The following is a 15,126-nucleotide window of genomic DNA, read 5'->3' as shown; positions in this document are numbered from 1 at the left end:
CACGGACCAGCCGTGGACGGGATTGCCGCGGACAATCGCGGTAGTACCAAAACAGGCCGCTCAAAAAAGGGGAAAGCCCCGGATTGCGGCGAACTCGGGGCCTCCTGCAAATAAATGCCGAATGTGCTGCCCTGCGGCCTTACCCCTTGGCGGCGGTCAGCCTGCGGTATCTGCCCAGCGCGGTCAGCGGAAAGCAGTTGCGATAGATGTGATACTTGATCATGAAGAACTTGGGAAAACCGGTTCCGGTAAAAGCATCCTCATCCCAGGTGCCGTCCTCGTTCTGGGTCTCCAGAAGGTACTTGACACCCTGGGCCGCTGCCCGGGAGTTGGCCTCTCCGGCCGCCATCAGGGCCAGCAGCGCCCAACCGGTCTGGGAGGCGGTGCTCGGCCCGCTCCCCATCAGGGAACGGTCAAAGTAGGACTCGCACACCTCGCCCCAGCCGCCGTCGTTGTTCTGGCGGGATTTGATCCAGTTGACCGCCTTCCTGATGTAGGGCTGGTTCATATCCTCGCCGATGGCCTCCAGGCCGCAGAGTACCGACCAGGTGCCGTAGAGGTAGTTGACCCCCCAGCGCCCCCACCAGGGTCCTTCCGACTCCTGCTCCTTCTTGAGGAAGGCCAGGGCACGCTCGGCTGCGGGGTGGCTTTTGGGGTAGTCGAAATTGCCCATCAGCTCCAGCATGCGGCCGGTCAGATCCGCCGTAGGGGGATCGATCAACGCTTCCAGGTCGGCAAAGGGGATCTTGTTGAGCAGGTACTTGGTGTTGTTCCGGTCGAAGGCGCCCCAGCCGCCGTTCTCGCTCTGCATGCCCAGGCACCAGGCGATGCCTCGCTTGATGGCTTCTTCCCGATGCTTGCGGTCACGAACCTTGATGTTCTTGATGGACAGCATGACAAACCCGGAGTCGTCCACGTCCGGATACCAGTCGTTGAGGAACTCGAAGGCCCAGCCGCCCGGCTCCAGTTCGGGGCACTTCACCTGCCAGTCCCCCTTGCGCCGCACCTCAAGGTTCAGAAGCCACTGGGCTGCCTTGACCAGGGCGGGATGGTCGGCGGGCACGTCCGCCTCCTGCAGCGCCACCAGCGCCAAAGCCGTGTCCCACACCGGCGAGACGCAGGACTGCAGCACGATGCAGTCGTCGTCCTCGATGCAGAAGTTGGCCAGTGCGTCCAGCCCCTTGGCCACCGCCGGGTGGTCGTTGGCATATCCCAGACAGTGCAGGGCCAGGATGGAGTTAAGCATGGCCGGCTGGATGCCGCCCCAGTCGCCGGACTGCTCCTGGTGCTCCAGGATCCAGTTCTCGGCCAGGGCAACCGCCCTCTTCTTGAAGGGACGGATCGGCGACGACTCATAGACCTTGATCAGATGGTCGGCACCGATGAAGAAGTTCTTCCAAGTGAAGAGGCCGTCCTCGCGGGTGATGGTGTAATCGGTGGGCCGCGGCGGCCGGACAAAGAGTTCCTGGACCTGGGCCCGCGGCGGTAGCTTGCGCACCGGCCGTTCCGACATGACCACCGACAGCGGGATGATCGTGGCGCGGGACCAGCTGGAGAATTCGTACATGTTGAAATAGGCCCAGTCGGGGAGCAGCATCAGCTCGATGGGCATGGAGGGGACGCCGAACCAGGCGAACTCGCCAAACAGCGCCAGGAAGATCTTGGTGAAGACCCGGGCCTTGATGATGCCGCCGTTAGCCAGGACGAAAGCCCGCGCCTTGGCCATGGCCGGATGGTCGGCCGAATAGCCGGCCAGCTTGAGGGCAAAATAGGCTTCGATGGTGGTGGAGAGGTCGCCGGGGCCGTTGTGCCAGAGGGACCAGAACCCCTCGGAGGTCTGCTTGGCTAGGATGTAGTTGGCCAGTTTGCGCTCACGCTCCCGGTCAACCATCCCCAGGAAGTGGAACAGCATAACGTATTCGGCGCTGATGGTTACGTTGGATTCCAGCTCCGCCCACCAGTAGCCGTCGGGGAGCTGCTCGCGCAGGAAAAAGTCCCGCGTGCGCTCAATCCCCTTGTCCAGGGGGCTTTTTGCCTCGGCAACCATCTTCTTCCAGATGGAAGGTGGAAGACGGTGCACCTTCGAGCCGGTTCTTTTCGCGGGAAGGGGAGCCTGCTCCACCGGCTCCGCGTTGAGAGACGTCAACGAGCTTGAAATCTTATATTTGGCTGGATTCATTCACAAAGCTCCTGTTAGCCGCTGCCTGGGCAGCGGAAACTGCACAACTGCCAAATTTTGCTTTTATAGCATAAACATCAATGGATGTATATCATTTTCCATATAATCGTCACCCAAAGGTAACCGTCGACCGGTCGCCCCCCATTGTTTGCGGGCGCGATGATTTGCAGGTTTGCCAGCCTCTGGCGGCTGTGCTATACAATGGCGAAAGCAGAAAAGAACTTCCACAGAAGATAACCGCGAGGAACACCCCATGTTGACCGGAAAACAGAAACGCCACCTGCGTGCCCTTGGCCACAGCCTCAAACCGATCATCCAGATCGGCAAGAAAGAGATCGAGGAGGCACTGATCAACGAGGTCAACGCCGCCCTCGAGCACCACGAACTGATCAAGGTCAAGCTGCTGGAGAGTTGCATGCTGGACAAGCATGAGTCGTCGGAGATGCTGGCCAGGGCCTGCAACGCCCAGGTGGCCCAGATCCTGGGCAGAACCTTCCTGCTCTACCGCCCCGCCGAAACGCCGGTGATCGTGCTCCCCGCGGCCGCAAAACCGGCCAGGGCCCAGTCCTGATGACCGTTCGCTCCGCTTTCTTCGACCTGGACGGCACCCTGGTGGACTCCCTGGCCGATTTGGCCGACGCGGTTAACCACATGCTCTCCTCCCTTGACAGGCCCGCCCTCCCCCTGGCCGAGGTGCGGCTCCTGATCGGCAAGGGGGCCCACAACCTGGTACGCAGGGCGCTGAAGAGCGATGACGAGCACATCGTGCAACAGGGACTGGCCCGGTTCCTGGAGTACAACCACGGCCACATCGTCGACAAGAGCCGCCTCTACCCCGGTGCACGGGAGGCGCTGGAGAGCCTGGTCGACAACGGTATAACCCTGGCAGCCATCTCCAACAAGAACGAAGCCTTGAGCAGACTGATCCTGGGAGAACTGGGAATTGCCCCCCTCTTCGAAGTCATCTGCGGCGGCAACAGCTTCGCGGAGATGAAACCCTCACCACTCCCCCTGCTGAAGACTCTGGAACGCCTCGACATTTCTGCCACGGAGGCGGTGATGGCGGGAGACAGCATCAACGACATCCAGGCCGGAAGACGGGCCGGCATCACCACCATCGGCTGTTGCTGGGGGTACGGCGCCCCGGAAGAACTGCGGCAGGCCGACTACCGGGCAGACTCCTGCAGCGACGTTTCCCGGATCATCCTGACCGGAAAGTCGCCATGAAGCGGCCCGGGGACGGGCGCCAGGAGTCCCCTTCCTCCACGGCGCGGCCGGACAACAGGAACACCGGTAGCAGGGGCGAGGAGATCGCAACCTCCTTCCTCGGCCAGCAGGGCTACCGAATCCTGGAGCGTAACTTCCGCTGCAAGGGGGGAGAACTGGACATCGTGGCCCGCGCGCCGGGGGAGAGGAGCCTGGTATTCGTGGAGGTCAAAACCCGCCGCGACCGTTCCTACGGACCGCCCCAACTGGCGGTGACCCCCTTCAAACAGCGCCAGATATCCAAGGCCGCCCTGACCTGGCTCTCCAGGAACCATCTCCACGACAGCCAGGCGCGCTTCGACGTGATCGCCATCCTGCTGGAAGATGGCGGGCGCCACTCCATCGAACATATCGTCAACGCCTTTGAGCTTGCATATTGATGAGCTTGACGGCCAGCGAGCATCCATCACGACAGACACTTACCCCTCCATCGACGACGCCCGCCCTCACGGGAACGAAACGCCGTAACGACGGGGGAATTCCCATGACTCACGAGCTGGGGGAACAGTGAAGAACAGCGACAACACCACCCTGGTCTATTCCAGCGAAACCGGCAGGATACGACCAGACAAGCGCGGCGCGGCATCCCGCACGCCAGCCGCGCAACCGTCCGACGATCAGGTGCGCCTGCGCCGGGAAGTCAAAGGGCGCGGCGGGGGAACGGTCATAGTCATCACCGGCATTCCCCTGGAAGGCACGGCACTCAAGGAGCTGGCCGGCGCGCTAAAAAAGCGCTGCGGATGCGGCGGTACAATCAAGAATGGAGCACTGGAAATCCAGGGAGATCACCGCGAGCTGCTGGTGCAGGAACTTCAGAACCGGGGGTTTCGGGTCAAGCTGGCCGGAGGCTGAGCAAGCCTTTCCCCTGCAAAAATAGTTCTTGACCGCGGGAGTGTTTTGCAATATGAATCACTATTCAACTTATTTTTCAGGGTATCGCCACAAAAAACGGTACTCCTGAGTGCGCGTACGCGAGAGTGGCGGAATTGGCAGACGCACCAGACTTAGGATCTGGCACCGTAAGGTATAGGAGTTCAAGTCTCCTCTCTCGCACCATGCGCCTCCCCTTTACCTTTACAGTTTATTTTCAGTAACCAATTCCATCCATGTGAGGTTATCAGCAATGCAGGTTAACGTCGAAACCATCAGCCCCGTTAGCAAGAAAGTCAGCATCGAGATCCCTGCCGACCAGGTTAACAGCGAAATTGAGAAGACCTACGCCACCATCCAGAAGCGCGCCAAGATCCAGGGATTCCGCCCCGGCAAAGCGCCCCTGCAGCTGATAAAACGCACCTACGCCGACTCCATGCGCGACGAAGTCATGCGGCGTTTCTACGAGACGACCCTCTTCAAGACCCTGGCGGAACACAAAATCGAGCCGATCGACGCCCCGACCGTTGAATGTGACATCCTGGAAGAAGGAACCCCCTTCAAGTACAGCGCCCTGGTGGAAGTGATGCCGGAGGTCCTGCTCACCCAGTACACCGGCCTTGAGATCACCAAGGAACGCTACGTGTTCGATCCCCAGAAGATCGAGGACGAAATCGCCCGCATGCGCGACGGCATGGCCCAACTGGTGCCGGTGGAAGGCGATGTGGCCGTAGAAATGGGGCACATGGTCACCATCGACTACGCCTTTTCCGTGGACGGCTTCCCCGAAGAGAGCACCTCCGCCGAGAACGCCGTCGTGGAAGTCGGCGCCCATCGCCTGCTGCCGGAATTCGAAGACCAGCTGGTGGGCATGAAGTGTGGTGAATCGAAACATGTCACCGTGACCCTACCCGAGGCCTACCGCAATCCCGAGGTTGCCGGCAAGGAAGGCGCCTTCATGGTCACGCTCAACGAGATCAAGCGCAAGGAGCTTCCCGAGCTCAACGACGAGTTCGCTCAGCAGTTCGGTGAGTTCGAGACCGTCGAGCAACTGCGCGAAAAGATGACCGAATACCACCAGCAGCACGAACAGGACCGCATCGAGCAGGAGCAGCGCGAGACCGTCATCCAGGCGCTGATCGAGAAGAACCCGCTGGATGTCCCCCAATCCATGGTCAAGCGCCAGGTGGAGCAGATGCTGCAGAACCTGAAGAACCGCCTCAAGAGCCGCAACATGTCCATGGAGATGATGGGGATGGACGACGACAGCTTCCGCGAAAGAGTTCGCGACTCCGCGACCGACAAGGTCCGCGGTGGCCTGCTGCTCATGGCCCTGATCGAGAAAGAGGATTTCAGCGTCAGCGACGAGGAGATCGAGAAACGCTATGAGAAGCTGGCAGGCGGCAACGAAGAGATGTTGGAGCGGATCAAGGAGCACTACACCAGCAGCCCTTCGGTACGCCACTCACTGATCGCCGAAATCAAGGAAGACAAGGCGGTCCGTTTTCTGCTGGACAACGCCGTGATCACCGAGACAGACCCCGCCGAAACCGCGGCGGAGGCCTAGTCCGCCAGCGGGCGAAACTCACGACAGCAGATAGATCGAGGCCAAGGGGATCTCCGATCCGGCCGTGGAACCGGCCAAGCACGTCACACGGCATGCGTCAGCACAAATGAAAGGGCATCATGTACATTCCAATGGTTGTTGAACAGAGCGGCCGGGGCGAGCGGGCGTACGACATCTACTCCCGCCTGCTCAAAGAGCGCATCATTTTCCTGGGCGGCGGCATCGATGACCAGGTTGCCAATCTGATCATCGCCCAGCTTCTTTTCTTGGAGGCAGAGGATCCCGACAAGGACATCCACCTCTACATAAATTCACCCGGCGGCGTGGTCACCTCCGGCATGGCGATCTACGACACCATGCGCTACATCAAGGCGCCGGTCTCCACCATCTGCGTGGGCCAGGCCGCATCAATGGGCGCCGTGCTGCTGGCTGCCGGCGAGAAGGGGAAGCGTTTCTCCCTCAACCACTCGCGCATCATGATTCATCAGCCTCTGGGCGGTTTCCAGGGGCAGGCAACGGACATCAGCATCCACGCCAAGGAAATTCTCCGTATGAAGGAGGAGCTCAACTCCATCCTGGCCGACCTGACCGGTCAGTCCAAGGAGAGGATCGAGGCGGATACGGACCGCGACTACTTCATGTCAGCGACCGAAGCAGAGGAGTACGGACTGATCGACGCAACCTTCACCAGAAAGCCTGACAGCGGAGGCACTCCATGAGCCGACGGGAAACAACGCAGGAAAATCTGACCTGCTCGTTCTGCGGAAAGAGCCAGGAAGAGGTCAAGAAACTGATCGCCGGACCGGCGGTGTACATCTGCGACGAGTGCATCGAACTATGCAACGACATCATCGCCGAGGAACTCAAGATGGAGGAGACCCTCGGCCCCGACTTAAAGAAGCTGCCCAAACCGCGCGAGATCAAGGATGTCCTGGACGAGTACGTCATCGGCCAGGAAAAGGCCAAGAAAGTGCTGTCGGTGGCGGTGTACAACCACTACAAGCGCATCGAGACCAGCAACAAGCCGGGCGACGTGGAGATGCAGAAGAGCAACATACTTCTGCTGGGCCCCACCGGTTCGGGTAAGACGCTCCTGGCCCAGACACTGGCGCGCATCCTCAAGGTCCCCTTTGCCATGGCCGACGCCACCAACCTCACCGAGGCGGGCTACGTGGGCGAGGATGTGGAGAACATCATCTTAAGCCTGCTGCAGGCAGCCGACTATGACGTGGAGCGAGCCCAGAAGGGGATCATCTACATCGACGAAATCGACAAGATCGCCCGAAAGAGCGAGTCACCTTCCCTCACCCGCGACGTTTCCGGCGAGGGAGTTCAGCAGGCGCTCTTGAAGATCATCGAGGGGACCGTCGCCAGCATCCCGCCCAAGGGTGGACGCAAGCATCCCCAGCAGGAATTCATGAAGGTGGACACGACCAACATCCTCTTCATCTGCGGCGGCGCGTTTGCCGGACTTGACAGCGTCATCCAGCAGCGTATCGGCATGAAGAGCCTGGGTTTCGGCGCCGATGTCAAGAAGCGGGCTGAGAAGAAACTGGGCGAACTGCTGCTCAACGTCACCCCGGACGACCTGCTGAAATACGGCTACATCCCGGAGTTCATCGGCAGGCTGCCCATGCTGGCCACCCTCACCGAACTGGACGAGGACGCCATGGTGCAGATCCTCAAGGAGCCGAAGAACTCCCTGGTCAAGCAGTACCAGAAGCTGTTCGAACTGGAGAACGTGCGCCTTCGCTTTACCGACGGCTCCCTGGTGGCCATTGCCCGGGAGGCCCTCAAGCGCAATACCGGTGCCCGGGGGTTGCGCTCCATACTTGAGAACTCCATGCTTGACATCATGTACGAAGTGCCGTCACAGCCCAATGTCAAGGAAGTGGTCATCAGCGAAGAAGTGATCTACCACAAGGAAAAACCGATCGTCGTCTATGAACAACAGGTAAGCGACGCCGCCTAACCTGAACTGCGAACCTGTCATTTTCCCTCTCCTTTCCATCAAGGCCAGGGAAAATGACACACAACCCGCGGTACCCCATGAAATGTGGATTCGCCAGACATTTTGCTTGACAGTTTCCGATGTAATCTGGTAAAAACCAACTCTCCTTGCATCACACAATACACAGGAGGTGTAGCGTGACAAAGGCGGAACTGATTAGCGCAGTGGCAGAGGAGTCCGGGCTCAAGAAAGTCGATGCCGAGAAGGCTCTCAGCGCATTCATATCAACGGTGACCGAGGCTCTCAAGCAGGGTGACAAGCTGAGTCTGGTCGGTTTCGGTACGTTCTGCACTTCCAAACGAGCCGCACGCAAGGGGCAGAATCCACAGACAGGAAAGAAAATCAATATTCCGGCCGCAACCATCCCGAAGTTCAGACCGGGCAAGACACTGAAGGATGCGGTTAACGCAAAATAAGCAGGGACGGTAATTTTTTACTACAGGTAGTAGTTTGCGGGGTTGTAGCTCAGTTGGTTAGAGTGCCAGCCTGTCACGCTGGAAGTCGCGGGTTCGAGCCCCGTCAACCCCGCCATAAAATATTCGGGCGAATAGCTCAGCTGGGAGAGCGCCAGCCTTACAAGCTGGATGTCACAGGTTCGATCCCTGTTTCGCCCACCATTTAGCACCACTGTCGTTGTTGGGGTTGTAGCTCAGTTGGTTAGAGTGCCAGCCTGTCACGCTGGAAGTCGCGGGTTCGAGCCCCGTCAACCCCGCCATAAAGAAAAAAGGCATCAACCACGCGGTTGATGCCTTTTTTCTTTTCCCTTACCCCACCAGCGAGGTACCCACATGTTCGAAAGCTGCTATGCGAAACCGATGACAAAAGATTGCGCGCCCCCCTTCACCCTGCCGGAGTGGATTGCCCTGGCACCCTTCGAAGAGTTTCTGGGCATGCGGATCGACGAAGCCTCCAATGGCCGGGCCGCTTTGAGCATGCCGTTCCGGGCCGCCCTCTGTCAGGGTGTGGGGCTGATGCATGGAGGGGCGGTGGTCGCACTGGCGGACACGGCGCTGGCTATTGCCATCAAGACCCTGCTGCCGAAGGGAACCCACTTCGCCACCATCAGGATGGGGCTTGACTTTCACGCGCCGGTGCGCTGGGGCGTCCTCATTGCAAGGGCTTCGGTGCATGAACAAAAGGAACGGGACATCGATGGGGAGGTGGAGCTCAGCACCGAGGAGGGAATCAGAGTCGCCACCTTCAGGGCCACATTCCGCATCAAGCGACAGCAGAAGAGCTGATCCTGAACCGGTTCCGGTTCACATCTTCAGCCGTTTCATCTTCTCCACCAGCGTTGTCCGGTTGATCCCCAACAAGTGCGATGCCTTGGCCTTGACCCCGCCGGAGAGTTCCAAAGCCTGACCAATCAACTTGCGCTCGATCAGCGCGATGGTTTCGACCATATCCATGCCGCTGGCTGTCAGCTCCAGGGAGAATGCACCCGGCAGCGCCCCCTGTCCACAGACTCCAGGCGGCAGGTCCTCCAGCCGGATCACCTCACCTTCAGTCAGAGCCACCAGACGTTCCACCAGATTCTCCAGTTCACGCACGTTCCCGGGCCAGGAGTGCTGCTCCAGCGCCTCCAGCGCCTTCCTGCTGATGGTCATCAACGGCCGCCCCATGAGCCGACAGTACTTCTCCAGAAACGCCCCCACCAGCGCCCGGATGTCCTGCTTGCGCTCGCGCAGCGGCGGGAGGTGCAGAGGAATCACGTTCAGGCGATAGAACAGGTCATCGCGGAAGAGCCCCTGGCGCACCTGCTGCTCCAGGTCCAGGTTGGTGGCCGATATGACCCGCACATCCAGTTTTATGGAGCTGTTGGAGCCGACCCGCTGCAGTTCCTGCTCCTGGAGCACCCGCAGCAACTTTGTCTGCAGGTGCTGGGGCATGGTGCCGATCTCGTCCAGGAAGATGGTGCCGTGGTTGGCCGCCTCGAACTTTCCGGGTTTGTCCTTGACCGCGCCGGTAAACGAGCCGCGCACATGGCCGAACAGTTCGCTCTCCATCAGCGTTTCCGGAATGGCACTGCAGTTGACGGCGATGAACGCCTTCTGCTTGCGCGGACCGTTGAAGTGCAGCGCCCTGGCCACCAGTTCCTTGCCTGTCCCGGATTCTCCGGTTATCAGCACCGTGGAGTCGGTCTTCACGATGCGCGCCATGCGCTCGAAGACAATCTTCATTGCCGGTGACGAGCCGATGATGTTGCTGAACTCGAAACGTTCCTCCAACTGCCGGCGCAGATACACGTTCTCCGACAACAGCTGCTGCTTCTCCAGGGCCTTCCTGACGACGATCCGCAACTCCTCGAAGTTGACCGGCTTGGTGATATAGTCGAAGGCCCCCTCTTTCATGGCGCTCACCGCGGTCTCGGCCGAGGCGTAGCCGGTCACCACGATCACCTCCGTGGTTGGGTACTTGCGGCGCGTAACCTGAAGGATTTCGATACCGCTCGTGTCCGGTAGGAACAGGTCCAGCACCAACAGGTGGAAGCTCTCACGTTCCAGGGCGGCCAGGGCCTCCTCACCGGTGGCGGCACCCATGACGGTATAGCCGCCGGACCTGAGCAAAAGCTCCAGCGCCTCGCGTCCCGAATCATCGTCGTCAACCACCAGTATGCGTGTTTCATCCGTCATATCGTCATCCCGTTCAGCACATTATAAAAGTCATATAATCTCCAATCGCCGCCAAATGCAACCGCAAAATGCACGTCCTCCCTGGCGGACAGCGTATCGACACGACACCCCCTTTGGATTCCACTTTTCGTTGTGAAAGCTGATGCGTAGAGACGCGCACAGTGCGTCTCTACAAGGAACTGAACAGCGGCATGAATGCAATGGGGGAATGAGCAGGGCACGGGGGCTGGGGCCGCACGGGAAGGGGGGACGCCTCGAAAGAAGGGGTTCTCGGAGAATGATCGGCCCGGACGCCGGGGTTTCATCCTGCGATTACGTTGGTTATCCCCCTGCAGAGGGCGTGCAGCTCGTCATCGGAGATGATAAAGGGCGGCATGGTATAGACCAGCCTGCCGAACGGCCGCAGCCAGACCCCCTGATCCACAAAGCGCTGCTGAATCCGTTCCATCTGTACCGGCTCTTTCATCTCCACCACACCGATGGCCCCCAGGACGCGGACGTCGGCAACCGCATCAGCCTGTTGCAATGGCAGCAGCTGTTCTTGCAACGTCTTCTCGATGCACAGGACCCGTTCCTGCCAGTTGCCGCTCAAGAGGAGCCGGGTGCTGGCCAGGGCGGTGGCGCAGGCCAGGGGATTGGCCATGAACGTCGGGCCGTGCATGAACACGCCGGGCGAACCGTCGGAAATGGTATGGGCCACGTCCCGGGTACAGAGCGTGGCGGCAAAGGAGAGGTAACCGCCCGTCAAGGCCTTGCCCACGCAGATAATATCCGGCGAAATGGCGGCATGCTCACAGGCGAACAGCTTTCCGCTGCGGCCGAAACCGGTCGCAATTTCGTCGGCGATGAGCAGCAGGCGGTATTTCGTGCACAGCTCGCGTACCCGCTTCAGGTAGCCGGGATGATAGAAGCGCATGCCGCCTGCGCCCTGCACAATCGGTTCGAGGATAAAGGCGGCAATGCTTTCATGGTGCCGGCTTAAGAATGCCTCCACCTGCTGGATTTCCGTTTCATCGAACGGGTCGTGGAAGCCTGAGCGCGGCGCAGGCAGAAAGAACTGCTGCGCCAGGTTAGTGTTGAAGATGGCGTGCATTCCGCTGTCCGGGTCGGATACGGACATGGCGTGCCAGGTGTCGCCGTGATAGCCGTTTCGGACGGTAACAAACGAGCGCTTCGTGACGCATGAGCGGGAATGCCAGTACTGGAGGGCCATCTTCATGGCCACCTCCACGGCTACCGAGCCGGAGTCGCTGAAAAAGACATGTTCAAGGCCGGCGGGGACGATGCTGACCAGGAGCTTTGCCAACTCCACAGCAGGCCCGTGGGTCAGCCCGCCGAACATGACGTGGGACATGCGCCCGATCTGGGCTGTCATGGCGGCGTTGATCACCGGGTGGTTGTAGCCGTGAATGGCGGACCACCAGCTGGACATGCCGTCGATCAGGCGCCGCCCATCCATCAGCTGGATATACACCCCCTCGGCCTGCTCCACCGGATAACAGGTTAGAGCCTTTGTGGCCGAGGTATAGGGGTGCCAAATGTGCGCCCTGTCGAAATCGAGAAGTTCCTGCTCGGTCATTATTTCAGCATCCCCCCAAAAATAGCGTTCCCTGGCAGCCCTTCAGGCAGTCGCCTGCCCCACCCCCAGCTTTCGCAGCAGGTCACCGGTTCCCGGCTGTTCGTTCAGCCAGAAGGCCAGCTGTTCCACCGCCAGGAACTGGTCGTGCTCGTCACGATGGGGCCAGACCCCCAGGAGCGGCGCTCCGCACAGGGCCTGGATCTGCCCCGGCGCCCCCTGCTCTGCCAGATCCGGAGATTGGGGGAAGTTATTAACAAACACCCCGACAACAGTCAGCCCCAGCTTATGCGCGCTGAAGCAGGTCAAGAGCGTATGGTTGACGGTCCCCAGGTTCGGCCGTGCCACCACCACCAGCGGAAGCCCCAGCAGCTTGATCAGGTCCGTGGCCAGCAGCTGATCCGCCAGCGGCACCATCAGCCCGCCGGCCCCCTCGACGATCACGAAATCGTGCCGTGCTGCGATGCGGTCATAGCAGGCCCTGATCCGGTCAGCCTCGATGCGCACTCCGTCGATGCGGGCCGCCTCAGACGGCGCCAGCGGCTCACGTAACAGATAGGGAGCCACGTCTCCGTCGCACTCGCAGGCAGCGGCCCGGCAGAGCAGCAGGGCGTCATCAGACACCAGGCGCCCCTGTTCCTCACGGCAGCCGCTGGTGGCTGGCTTCATCACCCCCACATCGACCCCCCTCATGCGCAACAGCCGGGCCAGGGTGGCTGCCACGATGGTCTTGCCCACACCGGTATCGGTCCCGGTTATGAAGATCCCCCTGCTCATGAACACCCTCCCACGCCCATGCCCAGATCAGCCAGCATCTGGTGGTCCTGTTCCGGCTTCCGCCCCAGGGTGGTCAGGTAATTACCGGTCATCATGCCGCTGGCGCCGGCCAGAAAGATCCAGGACTGCAACTCGCGCAGGTTCGTTTCGCGACCGCCGCAGACCGACAGGCTCTTTCCCGGCAGCATGAAGCGGTAGATGGCGATGGTCTTCAGGCACTCCAGGGGGGTCAGGAAGTCGGCCTTCTCCAGCCGAGTCCCCTCCACCGGATTGAGGAAGTTGAGCGGCACCGAGTCCACGTCCAGTTCCCGTAGGGTTTCGGTCATCTCGATGCGCTGGCCGAAGCTTTCGCCAAGGCCGAAGATTCCGCCGCAGCAGACCCTCACCCCGGCCCGCTTCACCGCCCGAATCGTTTCCACATCCTGCTCATAGTCGTGGCTGCTGCAGATGGAGGGGAAGAAACTGCGCGAGGTCTCCAGGTTGTGGTGATAGGTGACCATGCCCGCATCCTTGAGCAGGCGGGCCGTCTCCTCGTCCAGGATTCCAAGGGAGCAGGAGGGGGCTATGGCTGTCTCCGACCTGATGCGTCGCAGGGAGTTGCAGATGGTTTCCAGCTCCGCTCCCGGCCTGATGCCGGTTCCGCTGGTGACGATGCCGTAGCAGCGGGCGCCGTTGCGTTCGGCATCCCTGGCACAGCGGACGATCTCCTCCTCGTCCACAAGGGGGTAGACCTGTGCATCGGTCTTGTGGGCTGCGGACTGGGCGCAGAAGGCGCAATTTTCCGCGCAGCGGCCCGATTTGGCGTTGATGATCGAGCAGAGCGAGGCCGAGTTTCCGGTGAAGTGCTGGCGGATGCGCGACGCCTCGGCGAACAGCAGGTGCAGGTCGGCTCCACGGGCTTCGGCCAGCCTGAGTGCCTCCTCAGCCCCGAGTGTGGCGCCTTCAACTACCCGGTCGGCGCAGGCAAGTATGAATGATCTCATAATGATGGTTACCCTCCGCGACCAGCGATAGCACAGCGCCTCCCCATTGTCAACCCGCGACCGACATGTCGTTAACGATCATATCCGTCCATCCTGAGTTACAAAAAAGAGACTGCTCCACGACGGAAGCAGCCTCTAGACAGCAGAAAAACGGGAATATCCGCAGAGCGACCCGACCTAGGAGACTTCCTCCCCGTCGTCGGCCTGTTCCTGGTTTTCGTCGCTCTCCTCCTTGGCCCGTTCCAGCTTGCGCTGTTTCTTTTCTTCCTGCTTCTTGAGTTTTTCCAGTTCTTTCTGTCGTTTTTGGAATTGATAATTTGGTTTTGCCAAAGATGACTCCTCGTAAGATGAAATTGTCCTTTAAAAATAGCGCTTACCCTGATGTGTCACTCGGTTCCGGAGTTGCGTCCGGTTGTGGCCCTTGCCAACTCCCGGTACACATCCACCGGCAGCGGACGACCGTCCTTAAGCTTCAGGACCGTCAAATGCAGATGGGTGGGAGAGCGCATTTTTGCCGCATTGTACCCGCTGCGCCCCACAATGGCAAGCTGATCTCCCGGCCGGACGATTTCACCCAGCCCCACGGACAGTTCACTGTTGTGGGCGTAGTAGACCAGAAGATCGTTGACCGGGTCATACACCCAGAGATAAACGCCCCCCCGCAGCCGGCTCCCCTGCCGCCACTCCTGTTCCAGGGCCACCACGATTCCGCCGGTGAGCGACAGGACCCTGACCGGCTTCCCGTTGCGGTCATCCCGGCAATCCCGGTTGCGGTCGTGGATGAAGATGTCGAAGGAGGGGTGCCCGCCATGGCGGTTGCCCAGGAAATAGTCGTACCCTGCCGCAGCATAGCCTCTGTCGCGACCATTGCCGATGGCACGGGCATCATGGTCGGCCAGGGGGAACACCCAGGCATCCTTCCCGTAGCCGACTCCCCCCCTGCGGTAGTACTCGGCCCGCATCTGCGGCAGCAAGCGCTGCAATTCATTCCGGGCAGCCTCCCTGGCGATGTTCCCGTCGCGTATCAGGCTGTTCAGGGCATTGAAGCGGAGCGCCACCGAAGAGGGGGAGACAGACCCGGATGCGGCCGACAGCAGAGCAGGGTCGGTCTGGGCGGCAACCCGGCTGACAGGGAGTGCAAGGGAAAGCATGCAGAGCAGAACGACCGGTTCGAAACGGAAGAGACGGTTCACGGCATATCCTGTGGGGATGAAATTGGTCGCAATATGCGGCGGAAAAGCATATCATCCCCCGAACAACGGCA

16 protein-coding genes and 4 tRNA genes are annotated in these 15,126 nt (G+C 60.4%); 13 read left to right on the top strand and 7 right to left on the bottom strand.

The features are described from left to right. Positions 1-139 precede the first annotated feature (139 nt). Complete coding sequence (gene shc, locus PPRO_RS05840) at positions 140-2,179, bottom strand: squalene--hopene cyclase (RefSeq protein WP_011735113.1); 2,040 nt, start codon at positions 2,177-2,179, stop codon at positions 140-142. Between the two features lie 253 nt (positions 2,180-2,432). Between shc and yhbY the strand changes: the two genes are divergently transcribed. The 13 genes from yhbY (at position 2,433) to PPRO_RS05775 (ending at position 9,134) form a co-directional block, all read left to right on the top strand. After that, on the top strand, positions 2,433-2,750 hold the full coding sequence (gene yhbY, locus PPRO_RS05835; protein WP_011735112.1) for a ribosome assembly RNA-binding protein YhbY: 318 nt from the start codon (positions 2,433-2,435) through the stop codon (positions 2,748-2,750). After that, positions 2,750-3,406, top strand: coding sequence for an HAD family hydrolase (locus PPRO_RS05830; protein ID WP_011735111.1), 657 nt, complete (start codon positions 2,750-2,752; stop codon positions 3,404-3,406). The genes yhbY and PPRO_RS05830 overlap by 1 nt, the downstream gene beginning before the upstream one ends. Beyond that, positions 3,403-3,825, top strand: coding sequence for a YraN family protein (locus tag PPRO_RS05825; protein ID WP_011735110.1), 423 nt, complete (start codon positions 3,403-3,405; stop codon positions 3,823-3,825). Before PPRO_RS05830 ends, PPRO_RS05825 begins: the two co-directional genes overlap by 4 nt. A 127-nt stretch (positions 3,826-3,952) precedes the next feature. Continuing rightward, positions 3,953-4,297 carry an SUI1 family translation initiation factor gene (locus tag PPRO_RS05820; RefSeq protein ID WP_011735109.1) on the top strand — a complete coding sequence of 115 codons (345 nt, stop codon included), beginning with the start codon at positions 3,953-3,955 and terminating at the stop codon, positions 4,295-4,297. A gap of 119 nt (positions 4,298-4,416) precedes the next feature. After that, positions 4,417-4,501, top strand: a tRNA-Leu gene (locus PPRO_RS05815). A 67-nt stretch (positions 4,502-4,568) separates the two neighbouring features. Next, positions 4,569-5,882 carry a trigger factor gene (tig, locus tag PPRO_RS05810; protein ID WP_011735108.1) on the top strand — a complete coding sequence of 438 codons (1,314 nt, stop codon included), beginning with the start codon at positions 4,569-4,571 and terminating at the stop codon, positions 5,880-5,882. A gap of 119 nt (positions 5,883-6,001) precedes the next feature. After that, a complete protein-coding gene (gene clpP, locus PPRO_RS05805; protein ID WP_011735107.1) occupies positions 6,002-6,601 on the top strand; it encodes an ATP-dependent Clp endopeptidase proteolytic subunit ClpP in 600 nt (199 codons plus the stop codon). Continuing rightward, positions 6,598-7,854 (top strand): ATP-dependent Clp protease ATP-binding subunit ClpX, encoded by a 1,257-nt coding sequence (gene clpX / locus PPRO_RS05800; RefSeq protein ID WP_011735106.1) that lies wholly within the window; start codon positions 6,598-6,600, stop codon positions 7,852-7,854. The genes clpP and clpX overlap by 4 nt, the downstream gene beginning before the upstream one ends. 146 nt (positions 7,855-8,000) lie before the next feature. Next, positions 8,001-8,309, top strand: a complete 309-nt coding sequence (locus tag PPRO_RS05795) for an HU family DNA-binding protein (protein ID WP_198138331.1) — start codon at positions 8,001-8,003, stop codon at positions 8,307-8,309. Positions 8,310-8,347: 38 nt separating this feature from the next. Further along, positions 8,348-8,424: transfer RNA gene (locus PPRO_RS05790), tRNA-Asp, on the top strand. Positions 8,425-8,434: 10 nt separating this feature from the next. Then, a tRNA-Val gene (locus PPRO_RS05785) sits at positions 8,435-8,510 on the top strand. 21 nt (positions 8,511-8,531) lie between these two features. Beyond that, positions 8,532-8,608, top strand: a tRNA-Asp gene (locus PPRO_RS05780). Between the two features lie 73 nt (positions 8,609-8,681). Next, positions 8,682-9,134, top strand: a complete 453-nt coding sequence (locus PPRO_RS05775; protein WP_011735104.1) for a PaaI family thioesterase — start codon at positions 8,682-8,684, stop codon at positions 9,132-9,134. An 18-nt stretch (positions 9,135-9,152) separates the two neighbouring features. Here the strand turns inward: PPRO_RS05775 and PPRO_RS05770 are convergent, their stop codons facing one another. From PPRO_RS05770 to PPRO_RS05750, 6 genes are all read right to left on the bottom strand, one after another. After that, entirely contained in the window at positions 9,153-10,526 is a 1,374-nt protein-coding gene (locus PPRO_RS05770; protein ID WP_011735103.1) for a sigma-54-dependent transcriptional regulator, read from the bottom strand. A 301-nt stretch (positions 10,527-10,827) separates the two neighbouring features. Then, positions 10,828-12,105, bottom strand: coding sequence for an adenosylmethionine--8-amino-7-oxononanoate transaminase (gene bioA / locus PPRO_RS05765; RefSeq protein ID WP_011735101.1), 1,278 nt, complete (start codon positions 12,103-12,105; stop codon positions 10,828-10,830). 42 nt (positions 12,106-12,147) lie between these two features. Next, positions 12,148-12,879: a dethiobiotin synthase gene (gene bioD, locus PPRO_RS05760; RefSeq protein ID WP_011735100.1), complete on the bottom strand. Its 732-nt coding sequence runs from the start codon at positions 12,877-12,879 to the stop codon at positions 12,148-12,150. After that, complete coding sequence (bioB, locus tag PPRO_RS05755; protein ID WP_011735099.1) at positions 12,876-13,862, bottom strand: biotin synthase BioB; 987 nt, start codon at positions 13,860-13,862, stop codon at positions 12,876-12,878. Before bioB ends, bioD begins: the two co-directional genes overlap by 4 nt. Positions 13,863-14,039: 177 nt before the next feature. Then, complete coding sequence (locus PPRO_RS21185) at positions 14,040-14,192, bottom strand: hypothetical protein (RefSeq protein WP_011735098.1); 153 nt, start codon at positions 14,190-14,192, stop codon at positions 14,040-14,042. 56 nt (positions 14,193-14,248) lie between these two features. Then, on the bottom strand, positions 14,249-15,055 hold the full coding sequence (locus PPRO_RS05750) for a M23 family metallopeptidase (RefSeq protein WP_011735097.1): 807 nt from the start codon (positions 15,053-15,055) through the stop codon (positions 14,249-14,251). Positions 15,056-15,126 lie beyond the last annotated feature (71 nt).

It is taken from the genome of Pelobacter propionicus DSM 2379 (assembly GCF_000015045.1).
Classification (GTDB): Bacteria; Desulfobacterota; Desulfuromonadia; order Geobacterales; family Pseudopelobacteraceae; genus Pseudopelobacter; species Pseudopelobacter propionicus.
Note: the sequence above shows the minus strand (reverse complement) of the source record. Positions and strands in the feature narration are given on the sequence as shown.